General features: G+C 55.3%; 15 protein-coding genes. 7 read left to right on the forward strand and 8 right to left on the reverse strand.

Features of this window, described 5'->3' with window-relative positions:
• Positions 1-151 precede the first annotated feature (151 nt).
• From ACTH5D_RS14770 to ACTH5D_RS14785, 4 genes are all read right to left on the reverse strand, one after another.
• On the reverse strand, positions 152-427 hold the full coding sequence (locus ACTH5D_RS14770) for an oxidative damage protection protein (RefSeq protein WP_441672555.1): 276 nt from the start codon (positions 425-427) through the stop codon (positions 152-154).
• Between the two features lie 58 nt (positions 428-485).
• Positions 486-1568, reverse strand: a complete 1083-nt coding sequence (gene mutY / locus ACTH5D_RS14775) for an A/G-specific adenine glycosylase (protein ID WP_441672557.1) — start codon at positions 1566-1568, stop codon at positions 486-488.
• Positions 1569-1662: 94 nt separating this feature from the next.
• Entirely contained in the window at positions 1663-3996 is a 2334-nt protein-coding gene (locus ACTH5D_RS14780; RefSeq protein ID WP_441672559.1) for an AsmA family protein, read from the reverse strand.
• A complete protein-coding gene (locus ACTH5D_RS14785) occupies positions 3996-4475 on the reverse strand; it encodes an acetyl-CoA sensor PanZ family protein (protein ID WP_441672561.1) in 480 nt (159 codons plus the stop codon). Before ACTH5D_RS14785 ends, ACTH5D_RS14780 begins: the two co-directional genes overlap by 1 nt.
• A gap of 241 nt (positions 4476-4716) precedes the next feature.
• Here ACTH5D_RS14785 and hisB point away from each other — a divergent pair, with 241 nt between their 5' ends.
• From hisB to ACTH5D_RS14810, 5 genes are read left to right on the forward strand one after another with little or no spacing between them, the layout of a single operon-like run.
• On the forward strand, positions 4717-5310 hold the full coding sequence (hisB, locus tag ACTH5D_RS14790; RefSeq protein ID WP_441672563.1) for an imidazoleglycerol-phosphate dehydratase HisB: 594 nt from the start codon (positions 4717-4719) through the stop codon (positions 5308-5310).
• Between the two features lie 52 nt (positions 5311-5362).
• Positions 5363-6004 (forward strand): imidazole glycerol phosphate synthase subunit HisH, encoded by a 642-nt coding sequence (gene hisH, locus ACTH5D_RS14795; protein WP_441672565.1) that lies wholly within the window; start codon positions 5363-5365, stop codon positions 6002-6004.
• Positions 6005-6015: 11 nt separating this feature from the next.
• Positions 6016-6762 carry a 1-(5-phosphoribosyl)-5-[(5-phosphoribosylamino)methylideneamino]imidazole-4-carboxamide isomerase gene (hisA, locus tag ACTH5D_RS14800; RefSeq protein WP_441672567.1) on the forward strand — a complete coding sequence of 249 codons (747 nt, stop codon included), beginning with the start codon at positions 6016-6018 and terminating at the stop codon, positions 6760-6762.
• Positions 6759-7532, forward strand: coding sequence for an imidazole glycerol phosphate synthase subunit HisF (hisF, locus tag ACTH5D_RS14805; protein ID WP_441672569.1), 774 nt, complete (start codon positions 6759-6761; stop codon positions 7530-7532). The genes hisA and hisF overlap by 4 nt, the downstream gene beginning before the upstream one ends.
• 28 nt (positions 7533-7560) lie before the next feature.
• Complete coding sequence (locus tag ACTH5D_RS14810) at positions 7561-8067, forward strand: hypothetical protein (RefSeq protein ID WP_441672571.1); 507 nt, start codon at positions 7561-7563, stop codon at positions 8065-8067.
• Between the two features lie 3 nt (positions 8068-8070).
• On the opposite strand, the gene ACTH5D_RS14815 is transcribed toward ACTH5D_RS14810, so the two are convergent.
• Positions 8071-8673 carry a YjaG family protein gene (locus ACTH5D_RS14815; protein WP_441672573.1) on the reverse strand — a complete coding sequence of 201 codons (603 nt, stop codon included), beginning with the start codon at positions 8671-8673 and terminating at the stop codon, positions 8071-8073.
• A gap of 95 nt (positions 8674-8768) precedes the next feature.
• Between ACTH5D_RS14815 and ACTH5D_RS14820 the strand changes: the two genes are divergently transcribed.
• Positions 8769-9461 (forward strand): type 1 glutamine amidotransferase, encoded by a 693-nt coding sequence (locus ACTH5D_RS14820; RefSeq protein ID WP_441672575.1) that lies wholly within the window; start codon positions 8769-8771, stop codon positions 9459-9461.
• 63 nt (positions 9462-9524) lie between these two features.
• Here the strand turns inward: ACTH5D_RS14820 and selD are convergent, their stop codons facing one another.
• From selD to ACTH5D_RS14835, 3 genes are all read right to left on the reverse strand, one after another.
• Positions 9525-10562: a selenide, water dikinase SelD gene (gene selD, locus ACTH5D_RS14825; protein WP_441672577.1), complete on the reverse strand. Its 1038-nt coding sequence runs from the start codon at positions 10560-10562 to the stop codon at positions 9525-9527.
• Positions 10563-10615: 53 nt separating this feature from the next.
• Positions 10616-11986 (reverse strand): DNA repair protein RadA, encoded by a 1371-nt coding sequence (gene radA, locus ACTH5D_RS14830; protein ID WP_441672579.1) that lies wholly within the window; start codon positions 11984-11986, stop codon positions 10616-10618.
• A gap of 162 nt (positions 11987-12148) precedes the next feature.
• Positions 12149-12595, reverse strand: a complete 447-nt coding sequence (locus tag ACTH5D_RS14835; RefSeq protein WP_096277999.1) for a copper resistance protein NlpE N-terminal domain-containing protein — start codon at positions 12593-12595, stop codon at positions 12149-12151.
• 167 nt (positions 12596-12762) lie between these two features.
• Here ACTH5D_RS14835 and hisC point away from each other — a divergent pair, with 167 nt between their 5' ends.
• A complete protein-coding gene (hisC, locus tag ACTH5D_RS14840) occupies positions 12763-13824 on the forward strand; it encodes a histidinol-phosphate transaminase (RefSeq protein WP_441672581.1) in 1062 nt (353 codons plus the stop codon).
• Positions 13825-13959 lie beyond the last annotated feature (135 nt).

Here is a 13959-nt window from a genome sequence, read left to right on the forward strand (position 1 = left end):
CTGCTCTACCAACTGAGCTATCTGGCCGCTGCCAACGGTGCGTATTAAACTAAAAACACCGCTTTTCGTCAACACCTTTGTGAAACTTTCTTTCGATACCGATGCTTATGGGTATTTCACGCCACTCCCTTGACTAGAATGGCAGCAACGCTTATGCCTGCGTAGGCGGCACATACCCTTCAGCCTGGTCGGTTTCCTGATTATCCAGGAAGCGCTGCATCTGATCCATAAGGTAGGCCCGCGACTCTGGGTCGAGCATATTGAGATGCTTCTCGTTAATCAGGCGAGTTTGCAGCGCCTGCCAGGCTTCCCACGCAGGCTTGGAGACCGTTGCCTGAATCTCCTGGCCTTGCTTGCCCGGCAAGGGTGGAAATGGCAACGCTTCTAACTCTGTCTGGTACTTGCGGCAAAAAACGGTATTGCTCATAGCATGCTCCTGGTTATGCGATGTTATTCAATGTCCTCTCCATACGGCTAAGCATGGCCTACGGCTGGGTGAGGGTAAAAGGTGTTAGCTGACTCAGCAACGCTTTGACCGGCGCCGCCAGCCCCAGCGCAGGCGGATCGTTGATGTCGTACCATACGCCGCTTTCACGAATACCGCCCAGCCTATCGCAGGTCACCGGCTGGGGGGTAATCTCTAAGCGAAAATGGCTAAACGTATGATAAAAGCTTGGCGATGCACTGCCGCGCTCAGGATTGACCGCGTGATCCTCTAGCCAGTCGTTAAGTTCGCCATGCTTATCAAACTGCGGCAAGCTCCATAGCCCGCCCCAAAGGCCACTTGGCGGTCGTTTTTCTAGCCATACCCGGCCCCGTGAGTCGCTCAGCATGAGCATAATGGTCTGTCGTGTGGGCAACGCTTTTTTCGGCTTTGATTCAGGATAGCGCTGTGGCTCACCCTGGGCATAGGCCAAACAAACGTCATCAAACGGGCAGCTTAAACAGTCAGGCTTGCTGCGTTTACACAGCGTCGCACCAAAATCCATGATCGCTTGAGTGTAGTCGGCTAAGCGCGCGCTGGGCGTGTAATACCCGGCCAGCGCCCAAAGCTTTTGCTCCACCGCCGGCTTGCCCGGCCAGCCGGGCAGCGCATGCAGGCGAGTAAGCGAGCGTTTGACATTGCCATCTAAGATCGCCGCCCGCCGCCCTGTGCTTTGCGCAACGATGGCACCCGCGGTAGAGCGGCCAATGCCGGGCAGCGCCGTTAGGGCATCGACACTTTCGCTAGGTAGTTCTGCGCCGTGCTGCGCTACCGTGAGCTGAGCGGCCTTATGCAAGTTACGCGCACGGGCGTAATAACCTAGCCCGGTCCATAAGTGCAGCACCTCATCTTGCGGCGCGCTGGCAAGCGCCTCCAAGGTCGGAAAGCGCACCATAAAGCGCTCAAAGTACGGAATGACGGTCGCAACCTGTGTTTGCTGCAGCATGATTTCCGACACCCATACGCGATAGGCGCTGCGCGGTGACTGCCAGGGCAAGTCGTGGCGGCCATATTGATCGAACCAGTCTAATAGACGACGTTGGAATTCAGCGGCCGTCAGCCGCGGTGCGGGCATATCTGCCATGCACGTTCCTCACACAGAAGTATGTAAACGATCCACGATACTCATAAAAAAGCGCCGGCATTTAGGCCGGCGCAGAATGAACATGCATCGTTACTCAGTTAAATAAATTACGCAGCCCCTCGCGAAGCTTCTGGCCCGCTTCTTCGCCAAGGCGCTCGTCTAGCTGATCCAAAGAATCGCTCAGGCGCTCTTCAATCTCTTCATCCACACGATCACCGGCTTCGTTACGTAGCAGGTCGACAACGGCCGTCTGGAATACCTCTCGGTCGAAGCGGCACCACTCGCTGCGTTCATCGCTCAGGTTGCCCTCGCAGCGCATGGGTAGCGGCAATTGCGCCAGACGCGGATTAACGCTGCAGGCCGCGTCAGCCGTATCAACCAAACGTGCGTTGGCGTGCGTATCAAAGGCCAAGCTGCTGAGATTAAGCTCGCCATCGCCCTGAACATTGATACCCGGCAGAGTGATGAGCAGATCATCGCTTTCCACCAGTCCATTGCTAATTTGGAAGGTGCCATCGAACTGCTCGAAGCGGGTATCATCATGCCATTCGCGAACGGTGCCTTCGCCTTCTAGCTGAGCGACCAGCTCACACATTTGCTGTGAAATATTGGTCTCTAAGATCGCCCCGTCATTTAGGCGCGCCGTCAGCTGGCCATTCAAGTTGCTCGTTAGCGCTTCCCGGGTGTTGCCAAGGCTGGTGAGTTCGCCAGACAAATCAAAACGACCGCGTAGTGGTGACGTTTTTTCACTCATCGCCTCAATCAGCGGCGCTACTTGCACGTTGCTAATCGTTGGCGAGAATGCCCATTCAAGCACAGATTCAGAGGCATCCACCTGGCCGGTAGCGTTGAGCTTACCTTCATAGAAGCCGGATTCAAACGCTGTTAGGCGGTGGACGCCATCATCTCCGCGCAGCTGCAAACTAGGCTTATTGAACGTCAGCCCAGCGAAAATCAGAGTATCAATACTCAGATCACCTTCTAGCGCCAACCCTTCAAGCACGGATTGCGGGAGCAGCGAATCACTGCTTTGAGCAAAAGCGCTGCGCAGCAAGCCGCGGCTTGCTTGCTCAGCCGTGGCCTCGCCGGGCAAATAGCGGTCAAGCGACAGCTGATCACCTGCCAAATCAAACGCCAGACGTGAGCCGTCTAACGCCGCCGATAGCTCTCCAGTAAAGGTGCTGTCGTCGATGACTAATGAAAGCCTGGGCAGCGAGAACTGCTCGGCATCGCCTTCGATAGGGCTGGTCATTGCCACATCACTGAGCGCGGCTTCACCCGCGGTAGTGAGAGTAATGCCCGCGCGTGCTAGCCAGGGGCGCAGCGTGAATGGCGCTGCGGTTAGCTGCCCACGGTAGTTTGGCGCGTCAAGCATCTGTTCAATATTAAGATGGCCGCTCACTCGTAACCCATCAGGGCCCGTGAGCTGGAGATCCTTAAACTGAACGGTCTGCGCTTGCCAGTCGCCTTCCAAGCCAAAGGCAAGTGCCAGCGCCAGGCTGCCCTGCCAACTGCCTGCATTGCGCAAACCCGCTTCCAGTAGCCCTTCTTTAATCGACAGCTGCTGTTCACCCATACGCGCCACCATTTCGGCGGCTTTCATACTAAGCTGCTGCGGCTCGTTGTCAGTTTTTGTACTGGTACGCGTCGTTAATGACATGTTTTCGAGTACAAAAAGCTCTTCCTCTAAACCGAGCCGCATGCGCGTTTCAAGATTGATGTCACTGGTAATATCCGGAGCGCGCTCCAATACCTCGGCATCCAGGCGGTTGTGCTTAGTCAAGGTGAACATGGCTTTCAGTGGGAAAGCACGCACCGGATTAACATTGCTACCTGATATATTCAGTTGTTGCAGCCGCCACAGCGCTTGGGTTTGCTCATCACGAAAACGTATATCGGCATTTTTCACTTCCACGCTCGCAATGTTTAGCACTACCGTCAAGCTACCGGCGTCGGCATTAGGGCCCGCGCTGGCAGGCGCCAGCACCGTTTCAGCGGCATCGTTTGTCTGTTCGGACAAGCGATCGACCAACGGTTCCCAATTGCCTTCACCTTCAGCATCACGCTCTAAATTGAGTCGCATGCCGTCCAATGTCAGCCCATCAACGGCAATCTCGCCGCGTAGCAACGGGGCAAAGGCAACGCTCACTTCAGCGCGGTTAATCGCAGCAAACGCGGCACTGTCTTGATCTTGCTCAGGCAGCCACGCGCGCGCCTGCTCTACGCTGACCCCAATACGCGGATAGAACGACCAATTGATCGGGCCTTCCAACACCAAGTTCAGTCCCGTTTGCTCTTTTACAACGGCAGTTAAGCGCGGCTTGAAATCTTCTGGATCTAAAAAGGTGGTCACGTAGACCACCGCAGCGACCGCCACGATGGCAAGAATGCCGACGGCCGCTAGCAAAATACGTAATAACTGTTTCATTACCCTTTCCCTTGTGGGTCTAACTCAACAAAATCGCTGGTGGCGGGCATCCCCGCCGGAGTCATTGGATTGGACATGGGCCGATAACCTAACTTGGAAAGCAGCACACGGTCCGCCAGTGGCAACGAGGAGGTTTCAATACGCAATACGCGCCCTTCTTGTTTGGCTTGCTCACCCAGCAGTGCCATTAAACGCGAACCAACCCCACGGCGGCGAGTGGTTGTACGCACGCAGAGCTCAGAGAGCCACCAAGCACGGTCGGTGCCCTCCTGTATCGCGACGGCTCCCAGCAGCCGATCATTGAAAAGCGCGCAGGCAAAAAAGTGCCGGCCGTTAAAATGTGCATCGATAAACGGCTCCACCGTTGGAGTAGGAATGCGCTCTTGAGGCGCGTCCTGGTAAATGCGCACTAGATCAAGGCGCACCTGTTCATCGGCTTCCCAACGGGCCTGGTCGACGTGGTGCAGTGTCACCGGCATGATGAAATCCTCTTCGCCAAAGCAGTCTTGCTGCTATTTTTCTATCATTGATAACGGCTACATTGCGCGCATTGTAGCGGATGAGGGCGTCGATTCACTATAATGGTCGCTTCGCCAGAGGTCATGCCCTGATCAAATGGTGGTAAGTTGATGCAAAACCATCGACCATTCTTTAGGATCACCCCTTAGGATCGTTCCTCAGGGCTCCCCTCAGAGTGCGCTTCAGCCTAGGAGATGCAACATGTCAGCGCGTATTGCCACGGTTAGCCGTGACACCAACGAAACGCAGATCAAGGTCAGCGTAAACCTCGACGGTGAAGGCCGCCTTAGCTGCCAAACCGGCGTTCCGTTTCTGGATCATATGCTTGATCAAGTTGCCCGCCACGGAATGATCGATCTCGACATCAATGCCACCGGCGACCTACATATTGACGACCACCATACCGTAGAAGACCTGGGCATTACGCTAGGCCAAGCTTTCTTTGAAGCCATTGGCGATAAGCGCGGCATCTACCGTTACGGACATGCCTATGTGCCTTTGGACGAAGCGCTTTCGCGCGTGGTGATCGATTTTTCCGGACGCCCCGGCCTCTTTATGAACGTTGATTTTACTCGCGGTACCATCGGCAGCATGGACACTCAGCTTTTCTGGGAGTTTTTCCAAGGCTTCGCCAACCATGCCCGCGTGACGCTGCATATCGACAACATTAAAGGCTTTAATGCTCACCATCAGGCTGAAACTATTTTCAAAGCCTTCGGGCGGGCGCTACGCATGGCGGTGGCAGAAGATCCTCGCATGGCCGGGCAAATGCCCTCAACCAAAGGGAGCTTGTAATGCTTTTCTTCGCCACTAGCGCCTCCCCCTTTACTTTCACAAGGAGCGCTTCATGACCATTGCGGTGATCGACTATGGAATGGGCAACCTGCATTCCGTAGCCAAAGCGCTGGAACACGTGACGCATGAAAATGTTGTCATTACTCGTGACCCGCGGCGCATTCTGGGCGCGACGCGCCTAGTGCTACCGGGCCAAGGGGCTATTCGCGACTGCGTTGGCGAACTTGAGCGCACCGATTTACGCGGGCTGGTGGATGAAATTTTAACACGCCAAGATAAACCGCTGCTGGGTATTTGCGTGGGTCAACAAATGCTGCTGGAACGTAGCGAAGAAAACGGCGGCGTGGCATGTCTTGGGTTCTTTAAAGGTAGCGTAGACCGCTTTCCTAGCGATATGCGCGATACCCACGAGCAGCGCTTAAAAGTCCCTCATATGGGCTGGAATGTTGTCGAGCAGCATCACGATCACCCGCTGTGGGCAGGCATTGATAACCGTGAACATTTCTATTTCGTGCACAGCTACTATGTTAATGTCGATGACGATACTCAGGTGTTTGGTACGACTCAATATGGCAAGGTAAGCGCCCACGTCGCCATTGGCCGTGATGCTACCTTCGCGGTGCAATTTCATCCCGAAAAAAGCTCCCGCGCCGGCCTTCGCCTACTCGAAAATTTCGTTACCTGGACGCCCTGAGAGGATTGTTTATGTTAGTCATTCCCGCGATTGATCTCAAAGACGGCCAGTGTGTACGGCTGAAACAAGGCCGCATGGAAGACGCTACTTCCTACGGCGATGACCCGGTAGCGATGGCGGCACGTTGGGTAGACGCCGGCGCACGCCGGCTACATCTGGTGGATTTAAACGGCGCCTTTGAAGGCAAGCCGGTAAATGGCGACGCCGTTACCGCTATCGCCCGCGCCTATCCCAACCTGCCGATTCAAATTGGCGGCGGCATCCGCAGTGCAGAAACGATTGAGCACTACCTAAGCGCCGGCGTCGCCTACGTCATTATCGGCACCAAGGCGGTGAAAGAGCCTGCATTTGTAAGCGAAATGTGCCGTGCATTCCCAGGCCATGTGATTGTTGGACTAGACGCTAAAGACGGCTATGTCGCCACCGACGGCTGGGCAGAAGTGTCGACGATTAAAGCCACCGAATTGGCCAAGCGTTTCGCCAACGATGGCGTATCCAGCATCGTTTACACCGATATTGCCCGCGACGGCATGATGCAGGGCGTCAACGTTGACGCCACCGCGGCCCTGGCTCGCGAAGGCGGCTTACCAGTGATTGCCTCCGGTGGCGTGACCAATCTAGACGACATCAGAGCGCTGTGCGATGTCGCTGACAGCGGCATTTTAGGCGCTATCACCGGCCGCGCCATTTACGAAGGCAGCTTGGATGTTGCGCAAGCACAGCACCTGAGCGATCAGCTGACAGGAGGCCGTTCATGAGCCTCACCAAACGTATTATCCCCTGCCTGGATGTAGACGCCGGGCGAGTGGTTAAAGGTGTTAATTTTGTCGGTATTCGTGATGCAGGCGATCCAGTGGAGATTGCCCAGCGCTACAACCAGCAAGGCGCTGACGAAATCACTTTCCTGGACATTACCGCCAGCCACGAAGACCGCGACACCACGGTTGAAATGGTGGAGCGCATTGCGGGCGAGGTTTTTATTCCGTTAACCGTGGGCGGCGGGATTCGCACCTGTGACGACATTCGCACCATGCTTAACGCTGGGGCGGATAAAGTCTCGATCAATACCGCAGCGGTCACCAACCCCGACTTCGTGCGCGAAGCCGCGGAACGTTTTGGTAGCCAGTGTATTGTCGTCGCCATCGATGCCAAGCGAGTATCAGCCGAGGGCGAAACGCCGCGCTGGGAAATTTTTACCCATGGTGGGCGTCGCTCAACGGGACTCGACGCCATTGAATGGGCGAAGAAGATGGTGGAATTCGGCGCTGGCGAACTGCTGCTTACCAGCATGGATCGCGATGGCACCAAGGTTGGCTTTGATCTAGGCGTCACTCACGCGATTGCCGAAGCAGTGAGCGTTCCTGTGGTTGCTTCAGGCGGTGTTGGCAACCTGGATCACTTCGTGGACGGCGTGCTGAAAGGCGGTGCCGATGCGGTGCTGGCCGCCAGTATTTTCCACTTCGGCGAGTACACGATCCCTGAAGCAAAACGCTACATGGCGGAGCGCGGCATTGAAATGCGCCTTTAAGATGCCTCTCTTCAGCCAGGGGCGGCGAATGCGCCGAGCATACCCATGGATGGGGTGGCTAGCGGGCATCGCGCTGAGCACGCCCGCTGCCGCGTTTTCGCTGCCAGACTGGCCGCCTGCGCTGGAGTGGGATCACACGCTGGTACAAACCAGCCTGTATACCCGGCACTTCAACCCAGATCCTGAGCATAATAATCATCAGAATCTGATTAGCATTGAACTGCACAACCCAGACCGTTGGCTGACGGGTGCGGCATGGTTTAAGAACTCATATGAGCAGCCCACGTGGTATTTCTACGCGGGCCGCGAGTTTCCTGTTTGGCAGTTTAGCCAGGGCTTGAACGTGCGCGCCAAAATAACGGGCGGGCTTTTACACGGCTACAAAGGCGAGTATCGCGATAAAATCCCGCTCAATCACCTGGAAGTGGCACCGGCCGTCTTGCCCAGTATTGGCGTGCAGTGGGGGCGGTTTGAGTCCGATCTCATTATATTTGGAACCGCCGGAATGATGGTCACCGCAGGCGTGCGTTTTTAGCTGCTATTCATCACCCTCATCAAGCGTTAAACCCAAGTTACTGATACCGCCATTGCGGCCCAGCTGACGCACCTCTTTCAGCGCTGCTTTATCCAGCGGTTCGCTGACCGCTTCCAGCACGGCATCTTGGAAGTCATTTTCATCGTCCATCAGCGGATGATCACGAATAATCAGCGCCAACGCCTGAGCATCTTCTTCACCTTCCGTGAGCTCGATAAAGGCACGCACGCCCGCACGCGAAGTACGGCTCACATCTAGCACTGCCTCTGGAGAGTCGCCCTGCAGCGTATCAAGCAATGCTGAAAGCGACACTACCGCGTCTAGCGCACGGCGTGCACCAAAGCTGTCGTCGCCTTCAGGCGGTTCACACTCGGCTAACTTTTCCGCTTGACGGGCAAAATCGATACTGGCGCTAGGCACGCTCAGCCGCTCCCAAACCAAGCTCAGCACCACGCTAAGCGTGTGACCGTCGCCCTGCCCAGTGGTTTGCTCATAGAGGGCGTAGTTGGGCAACAAGCGTTCGCAAAGCGCCGCCATAAAGGCCTGCTGGGCGGGTAACGAAAGTTCTTGTAGTCGTTGATAAAATCCTATGGGTTTAGGCGCCATGCGGAGTTCCTAAAGCTTCTTCTACGAAGTATTGGTGAAAAGTAGCGGGTGCGTTATGGTCATCAGATGATGGAACGGTCGGCGAGGAGATTACCATGCATATTCATCTGCTACAGCACGGCCCTGACCATGGCCCCGCCCGTTTAACGGATTGGTTAGCCAGTATGGGCCATAGTTACAGCACTTTTCATCTCTATGCGGATGAATTAACCCCACGCCATAATGAAGCTGACGCACTCATAGTACTTGATGGGCCCGAGGAGCTACTCAGCCAACCTCCACGCTGGCTCAAAGCTGAAGATAAACTAATCAATCGTTACCTAAATGGCCAAAAGCCGCTACTGGGCATTGGCTTGGGCGCCCATTGGCTAGCGCGTGCGCTGGGAGCAGTGGTCGCACCTGGAACCTATGCCGAGGCTGGCTGGCACACCGTGACGCTGGCGCCTGAAAGCACGTTCGATTTGCCAGAGACGTTTAGCGCTTTCATGTGGCATCGCTTAGTTTTCAGCCTGCCGGATGAAGCCATTGCGCTCGGCGGTAGCGAAGCAGCGCCGCTACAGGGGTTTGCTTGGGACAGAGGCCGCGTCATGGGTCTGCTATGCCATCTAGAAGCCACTCCCGCTAGCGTCAATCTGCTACTGAGCAATACTCAGCGCCCTCACTCAACATCTAAAACCGGCGACCGCTATGCCCAGGATGATGTACAAATCACTGAAAACGCTGACCGTTTTATTCAGCTAGCGCCGCTACTGGATCGATTAATGACTCAGTGGCTTACAGCGGCATAATTGACCAGGCACGCCGCTAGCGGCCCCAGTCGCTGACATGAATTTCTGCCGGGGAGATGAATGTCACCCAATCACCTCAATGCTCACCTTAGCGCTTCGCGAGGCCATAACGCCAAATGACTGTAAATCCAAGCCGTACTCTCGGCCAATGCGCATCACATCATCCTCCCAGGCAGGGTCAACGCTAATCAGCAGCCCGCCAGAGGTCTGTGGGTCGCATAGCCACTGCCAGTGCACCTCATCCATGGCGGGCAAACTCTCACCCAGGGCTTCGCGATTTTTTAGCGTATCCCCCGGCACGGCGCCTTTACGCCGATATGCTTCAGCTCCGGCTAAGCGGGGCAGGCGGCGAAAATCAATGCGCGCCATCACGTTGCTCGCTTGACACATTTCAGAGAGATGGCCGGCTAAGCCAAAGCCGTTGATGTCTGTCATGGCGCTCACTCCTTCGACCTCGGCAAGCTTCACGCCAATACGGTTAGCTTTCAGCATGGTTTCACGGGCCAGGCCATGATGGCCGACTTCCAACCAGCCGCGCTTTTCAGCCGTGGTTAGCATCCCAACGCCCAGCGGCTTAGTTAAAAATAGCAAATCGCCGGGCTTGGCGGTGCTGCTCAGCTTGAGTTTTTTGAGATCAACTAAGCCCTTCACGGCGAGCCCGAAAATTGGCTCGGGCTCGTCAATCGAGTGGCTTCCAGCCAGCGCAACTCCAAGCTCGCGGCAAACCGCTTGAGCCCCCGTCATTACATCGCCTGCGACTTCCGCACTTAATTTATCCAGCGGCCAGCCCAGTATGCCCAATGTCATCACCGGCGTGCCGCCCATCGCATAAACGTCGCTGATCGCATTGGTGACAGCGATACGGCCGAAATCAAAAGGGTCATCAACTATGGGCATAAAGAAGTCAGTGGTCGCAATCATTCCGCGTCCATCGCCTAGGTCATACACTGCGGCATCTGCGCGCCCTTGATTGCCAACGATAAGCTGCTTACGGCCCGCCTCTGGCCAGGCCTTGGCTAGCAGGCTGTCCAGCGCGTCGGAAGCAATTTTGCAGCCGGCCCCTGCGCCATGACTATATTGGGTTAAACGAATGGAACTCATCGTGTCTCTCCCTGGCACATTCATAATATCAGACGCTTTAAGGATAGCTCACGCTAGAGCGCGTCTAAGGCGTCGCTTAATTTATCTACGGCAATGACCTCCATGCCTTTTGGCACCTGCTTGGGAGCGTTCGCACGGGGGACAATGGCGCGTAAGAAGCCGTGCTTAGCGGCCTCGGCAATGCGCTCTTGGCCGCTTGGTACCGGGCGTATCTCGCCTGACAGCCCCACTTCGCCAAAAACTACTAGTTCTTTGGGCAGCGCCCGATTTTGCAAGCTCGATACCACCGCTAAAAGAACGGCTAAATCGGCACTGGTTTCCAGCACTTTCACCCCGCCGACAACGTTTAAGAAGACGTCTTGATCGCCGGTAAACAATCCGCCGTGTCGATTGAGCACCGCTAGCAGCATTGCTAAGCGGTTCTGATCTACGCCCACCGCCACCCGCCGTGGATTACCTAGTGCAGACTCGTCAACGAGCGCCTGCACCTCAACTAAAATTGGCCGTGTACCTTCCCACACCACCATTACCAAACTGCCCGGCGCCTGCTCTTCCTGGCGGGAAAGAAAAATCGCGCTGGGGTTTTTAACCTCTTTGAGGCCTTGCTCTAGCATCGCGAAGACGCCTAGCTCATTGACAGCGCCAAAGCGGTTTTTCTGACCGCGTAGGGTACGAAAGCGTGAGTCTGCGCCGCCCTCTAACAACAGCGAAGCATCAATCATATGCTCGAGCACTTTAGGCCCCGCCAGGGTACCGTCTTTGGTGACGTGCCCAACCAGCAGTAGAACGGTATTGGTTTTTTTGGCGAAGCGCGTCAGCGCGGCAGCAGATTCACGCACCTGAGCAACGCCGCCAGGCGCCGAGCTGATATCTTCCAGGTGCATCGTTTGAATGGAATCAATCACTAGGATTTCAGGCTTTTCGCGTTCAGAGACCCCCAGAATGGTTTCCACGCTGGTCTCGGCCAGCATTTTCAGTCCGTTGGTAGGCAGCTGCAAGCGATGCGCACGCATCGCTACCTGAGATAGCGACTCTTCCCCAGTAACATACAAAATGCGTCGTTGCTGCGCTAATTTGCAGGCCGTTTGAAGCAGCAGCGTCGACTTCCCTGCCCCAGGATTACCGCCCAGCAGCACCGCCGAACCAGGCACAAGCCCGCCGCCCAATACGCGATCAAATTCCGCAAAAGTGGAACTCATACGTGGCACTTCGCTGAGATCAATGTTGCCCAGGTCGATTACCTCACGCGAAAGATCTCCCGCGTAGCCTGACCGGCCAGAAGCCGCTCCGCCGCCTGGACGAGCACTCGCCAAGTGCACTTCGCTTAGCGTGTTCCACTCTTGGCAACTGCTGCACTGCCCCTGCCATTTGCGATATTCAGCACCGCATTCGGTACATACAAAGGCGCTTTTGGCTTTGGCCACTGAGATTATGCTCCCATGGTTGCTATGTCTGAGTCGCTTCTGGGCCATCACATCCGACCCATTCTTTTCAAACTACTCTTTATTTAACAGAGCTTGATTGAGCCAACAGATATATATACAAAAGGCGGCCATCGGCCGCCTTTTGCACTACTGATTAACGCATTACTGACGCGTTAGCTGCAGCATCTCACCATTTTCAAAACGGCGACGCTCAGGATCGATCAACTCCAACGTGCGCTCATCAATGCGCATGAAGTAGTAAATCTGGCCTTCGCCATTCGGCGTTAGCTCATAAACGGTAGCATCTGGATCAGACGGCGTGCCTGTCAGTACTTCCCAGTTTCCGGCGTAGTTTTCATCCGGCGGTGTTTGGGGATGGTTACGGTAAGTCGCGTTCAGCGTGAACGTGCGTTCTTCAGCGGCGCTCATTTCTTCACCGACCATCGTGACATCCAGGTCAATACCATCGCAGTTACGGCAAGGCAGTGAGCCCTTGTAGTTAGCCTGCGAGGTAGCAGCCTCTTCCTGCTGCTGTTCCATTTGGCCGCTCGCACAGCCAGCCAGCAGTGCCAACATAGCCGAACCGGCTAGCAAACTCCTAAGTTGCATAGAGTGTCTCCTTAATCTCGTGTTGGGCATCACATTTATTTACGCGCACTTGTGACAGCATAACTGCTACAAGGTGCGACGCACACCCCTAGCGATGCGAATGCTTGCGCTTCGTTAGTCTTCAAGCGACCATGTCATACCTTCGCTAGGATAATCAGGTTACCGTCATGAGCCAATACTGGAGTCCGGCCGTTCGCGAACTTACGCCTTACGTGCCCGGCGAGCAACCACGCGAGCAGTTGGTGAAGCTCAATACCAATGAAAATCCTTACCCGCCGGCACCCGGCGTTGGTGAAGCGCTGCGTCATTACGCTACCGACCATCTCCGCCTCTATCCTGACCCAACCTCTGCCGATCTTCGCGAAGCGCTGGCGGAGAATCTCCAGGTGACGAGTAGCCAGGTGTTTGTTGGCAATGGCTCTGATGAGGTCCTCGCGCTTGCCTTTCAGGCTTTCTTTTGCCATCAGGCACCACTTGATGTACCGGCCATCACGTATAGCTTCTATCCTGTGTATGCCAACCTTTACCGTATAGAACTGCGCAAGCATCCGCTCACGGCGAACTGGGAAGTCGATATAGACGCGCTTGCGGCAAACACAGAGCGCGGCGGCGTTATTTTCGCCAACCCTAATGCGCCGACTGGCCATGCGCACTCTCTAGAGACGATTGAGGCACTGCTTAAGCGCGTGACAGACCGAGTGGTACTCATTGATGAAGCGTACGTCGATTTCGGCGCTGAGAGCGCTGTGACGCTGGTTAATCGCTATCCTAACTTGCTAGTCACAGGGACATTTTCTAAATCTCGCAGCTTGGCGGGCTTACGTTTAGGCTATGCGGCGGGCTCAGAGGCGTTAATCGACGGCCTCGAGCGAGTGAAAGACTCCTTCAACTCGTTCCCCGTGGACAGCTTAGCCAGCGTTGTCGGCATCGCTGCCCTACAAGACACCGAGCACTTCGAGACATGTCGCGAATATGTCATCACCACACGAGAGCGTACTCGCCAGCGCCTTGAAGCACTTGGATTTGAAGTGTTGCCATCTAAAGCTAACTTTGTGCTTACCCAGCACCCTAGCTTTGCAGGTGCCCAGCTGTACGCAGGCCTACGCGAGCGCGGTATTTTGGTGCGTCACTTTAATACCCCAGAACTCAACAACTTCTTACGGATTACCATCGGCACCGATGATGAAATGGATAGTTTGATTGAAGCGTTACAGGCGATCTGCGCGTAACGCTTTAATTTGTAAATCCTTATCTGGGCGGCGCAAGCCGCCTTTTTTATCGACTGTTTTTCTCACAAATTAAAAAAGATGCAAAAAAAATCCCCCGAGGCATGTGCCCTGGGGGATTTTTGGTATAAGTGCCTG

The organism is Halomonas sp., from assembly GCF_052095695.1.
Lineage (GTDB): Bacteria > Pseudomonadota > Gammaproteobacteria > Pseudomonadales > Halomonadaceae > Vreelandella.

What these genes read in the sequence shown, in the direction of transcription:
- hisF (WP_441672569.1), top strand. Translation starts at nt 6,759, where the DNA reads ATGAGCCTCACCAAACGTATTATCCCCTGCCTGGATGTAGACGCCGGG.
- hisA (WP_441672567.1), top strand. Translation starts at nt 6,016, where the DNA reads ATGTTAGTCATTCCCGCGATTGATCTCAAAGACGGCCAGTGTGTACGG.
- ACTH5D_RS14820 (WP_441672575.1), top strand. Translation starts at nt 8,769, where the DNA reads ATGCATATTCATCTGCTACAGCACGGCCCTGACCATGGCCCCGCCCGT.
- ACTH5D_RS14785 (WP_441672561.1), bottom strand. Translation starts at nt 4,475, where the DNA reads ATGCCGGTGACACTGCACCACGTCGACCAGGCCCGTTGGGAAGCCGAT.
- hisC (WP_441672581.1), top strand. Translation starts at nt 12,763, where the DNA reads ATGAGCCAATACTGGAGTCCGGCCGTTCGCGAACTTACGCCTTACGTG.
- selD (WP_441672577.1), bottom strand. Translation starts at nt 10,562, where the DNA reads ATGAGTTCCATTCGTTTAACCCAATATAGTCATGGCGCAGGGGCCGGC.
- ACTH5D_RS14780 (WP_441672559.1), bottom strand. Translation starts at nt 3,996, where the DNA reads ATGAAACAGTTATTACGTATTTTGCTAGCGGCCGTCGGCATTCTTGCC.
- hisB (WP_441672563.1), top strand. Translation starts at nt 4,717, where the DNA reads ATGTCAGCGCGTATTGCCACGGTTAGCCGTGACACCAACGAAACGCAG.
- ACTH5D_RS14770 (WP_441672555.1), bottom strand. Translation starts at nt 427, where the DNA reads ATGAGCAATACCGTTTTTTGCCGCAAGTACCAGACAGAGTTAGAAGCG.
- mutY (WP_441672557.1), bottom strand. Translation starts at nt 1,568, where the DNA reads ATGGCAGATATGCCCGCACCGCGGCTGACGGCCGCTGAATTCCAACGT.
- ACTH5D_RS14810 (WP_441672571.1), top strand. Translation starts at nt 7,561, where the DNA reads ATGCGCCGAGCATACCCATGGATGGGGTGGCTAGCGGGCATCGCGCTG.
- ACTH5D_RS14815 (WP_441672573.1), bottom strand. Translation starts at nt 8,673, where the DNA reads ATGGCGCCTAAACCCATAGGATTTTATCAACGACTACAAGAACTTTCG.
- hisH (WP_441672565.1), top strand. Translation starts at nt 5,363, where the DNA reads ATGACCATTGCGGTGATCGACTATGGAATGGGCAACCTGCATTCCGTA.
- ACTH5D_RS14835 (WP_096277999.1), bottom strand. Translation starts at nt 12,595, where the DNA reads ATGCAACTTAGGAGTTTGCTAGCCGGTTCGGCTATGTTGGCACTGCTG.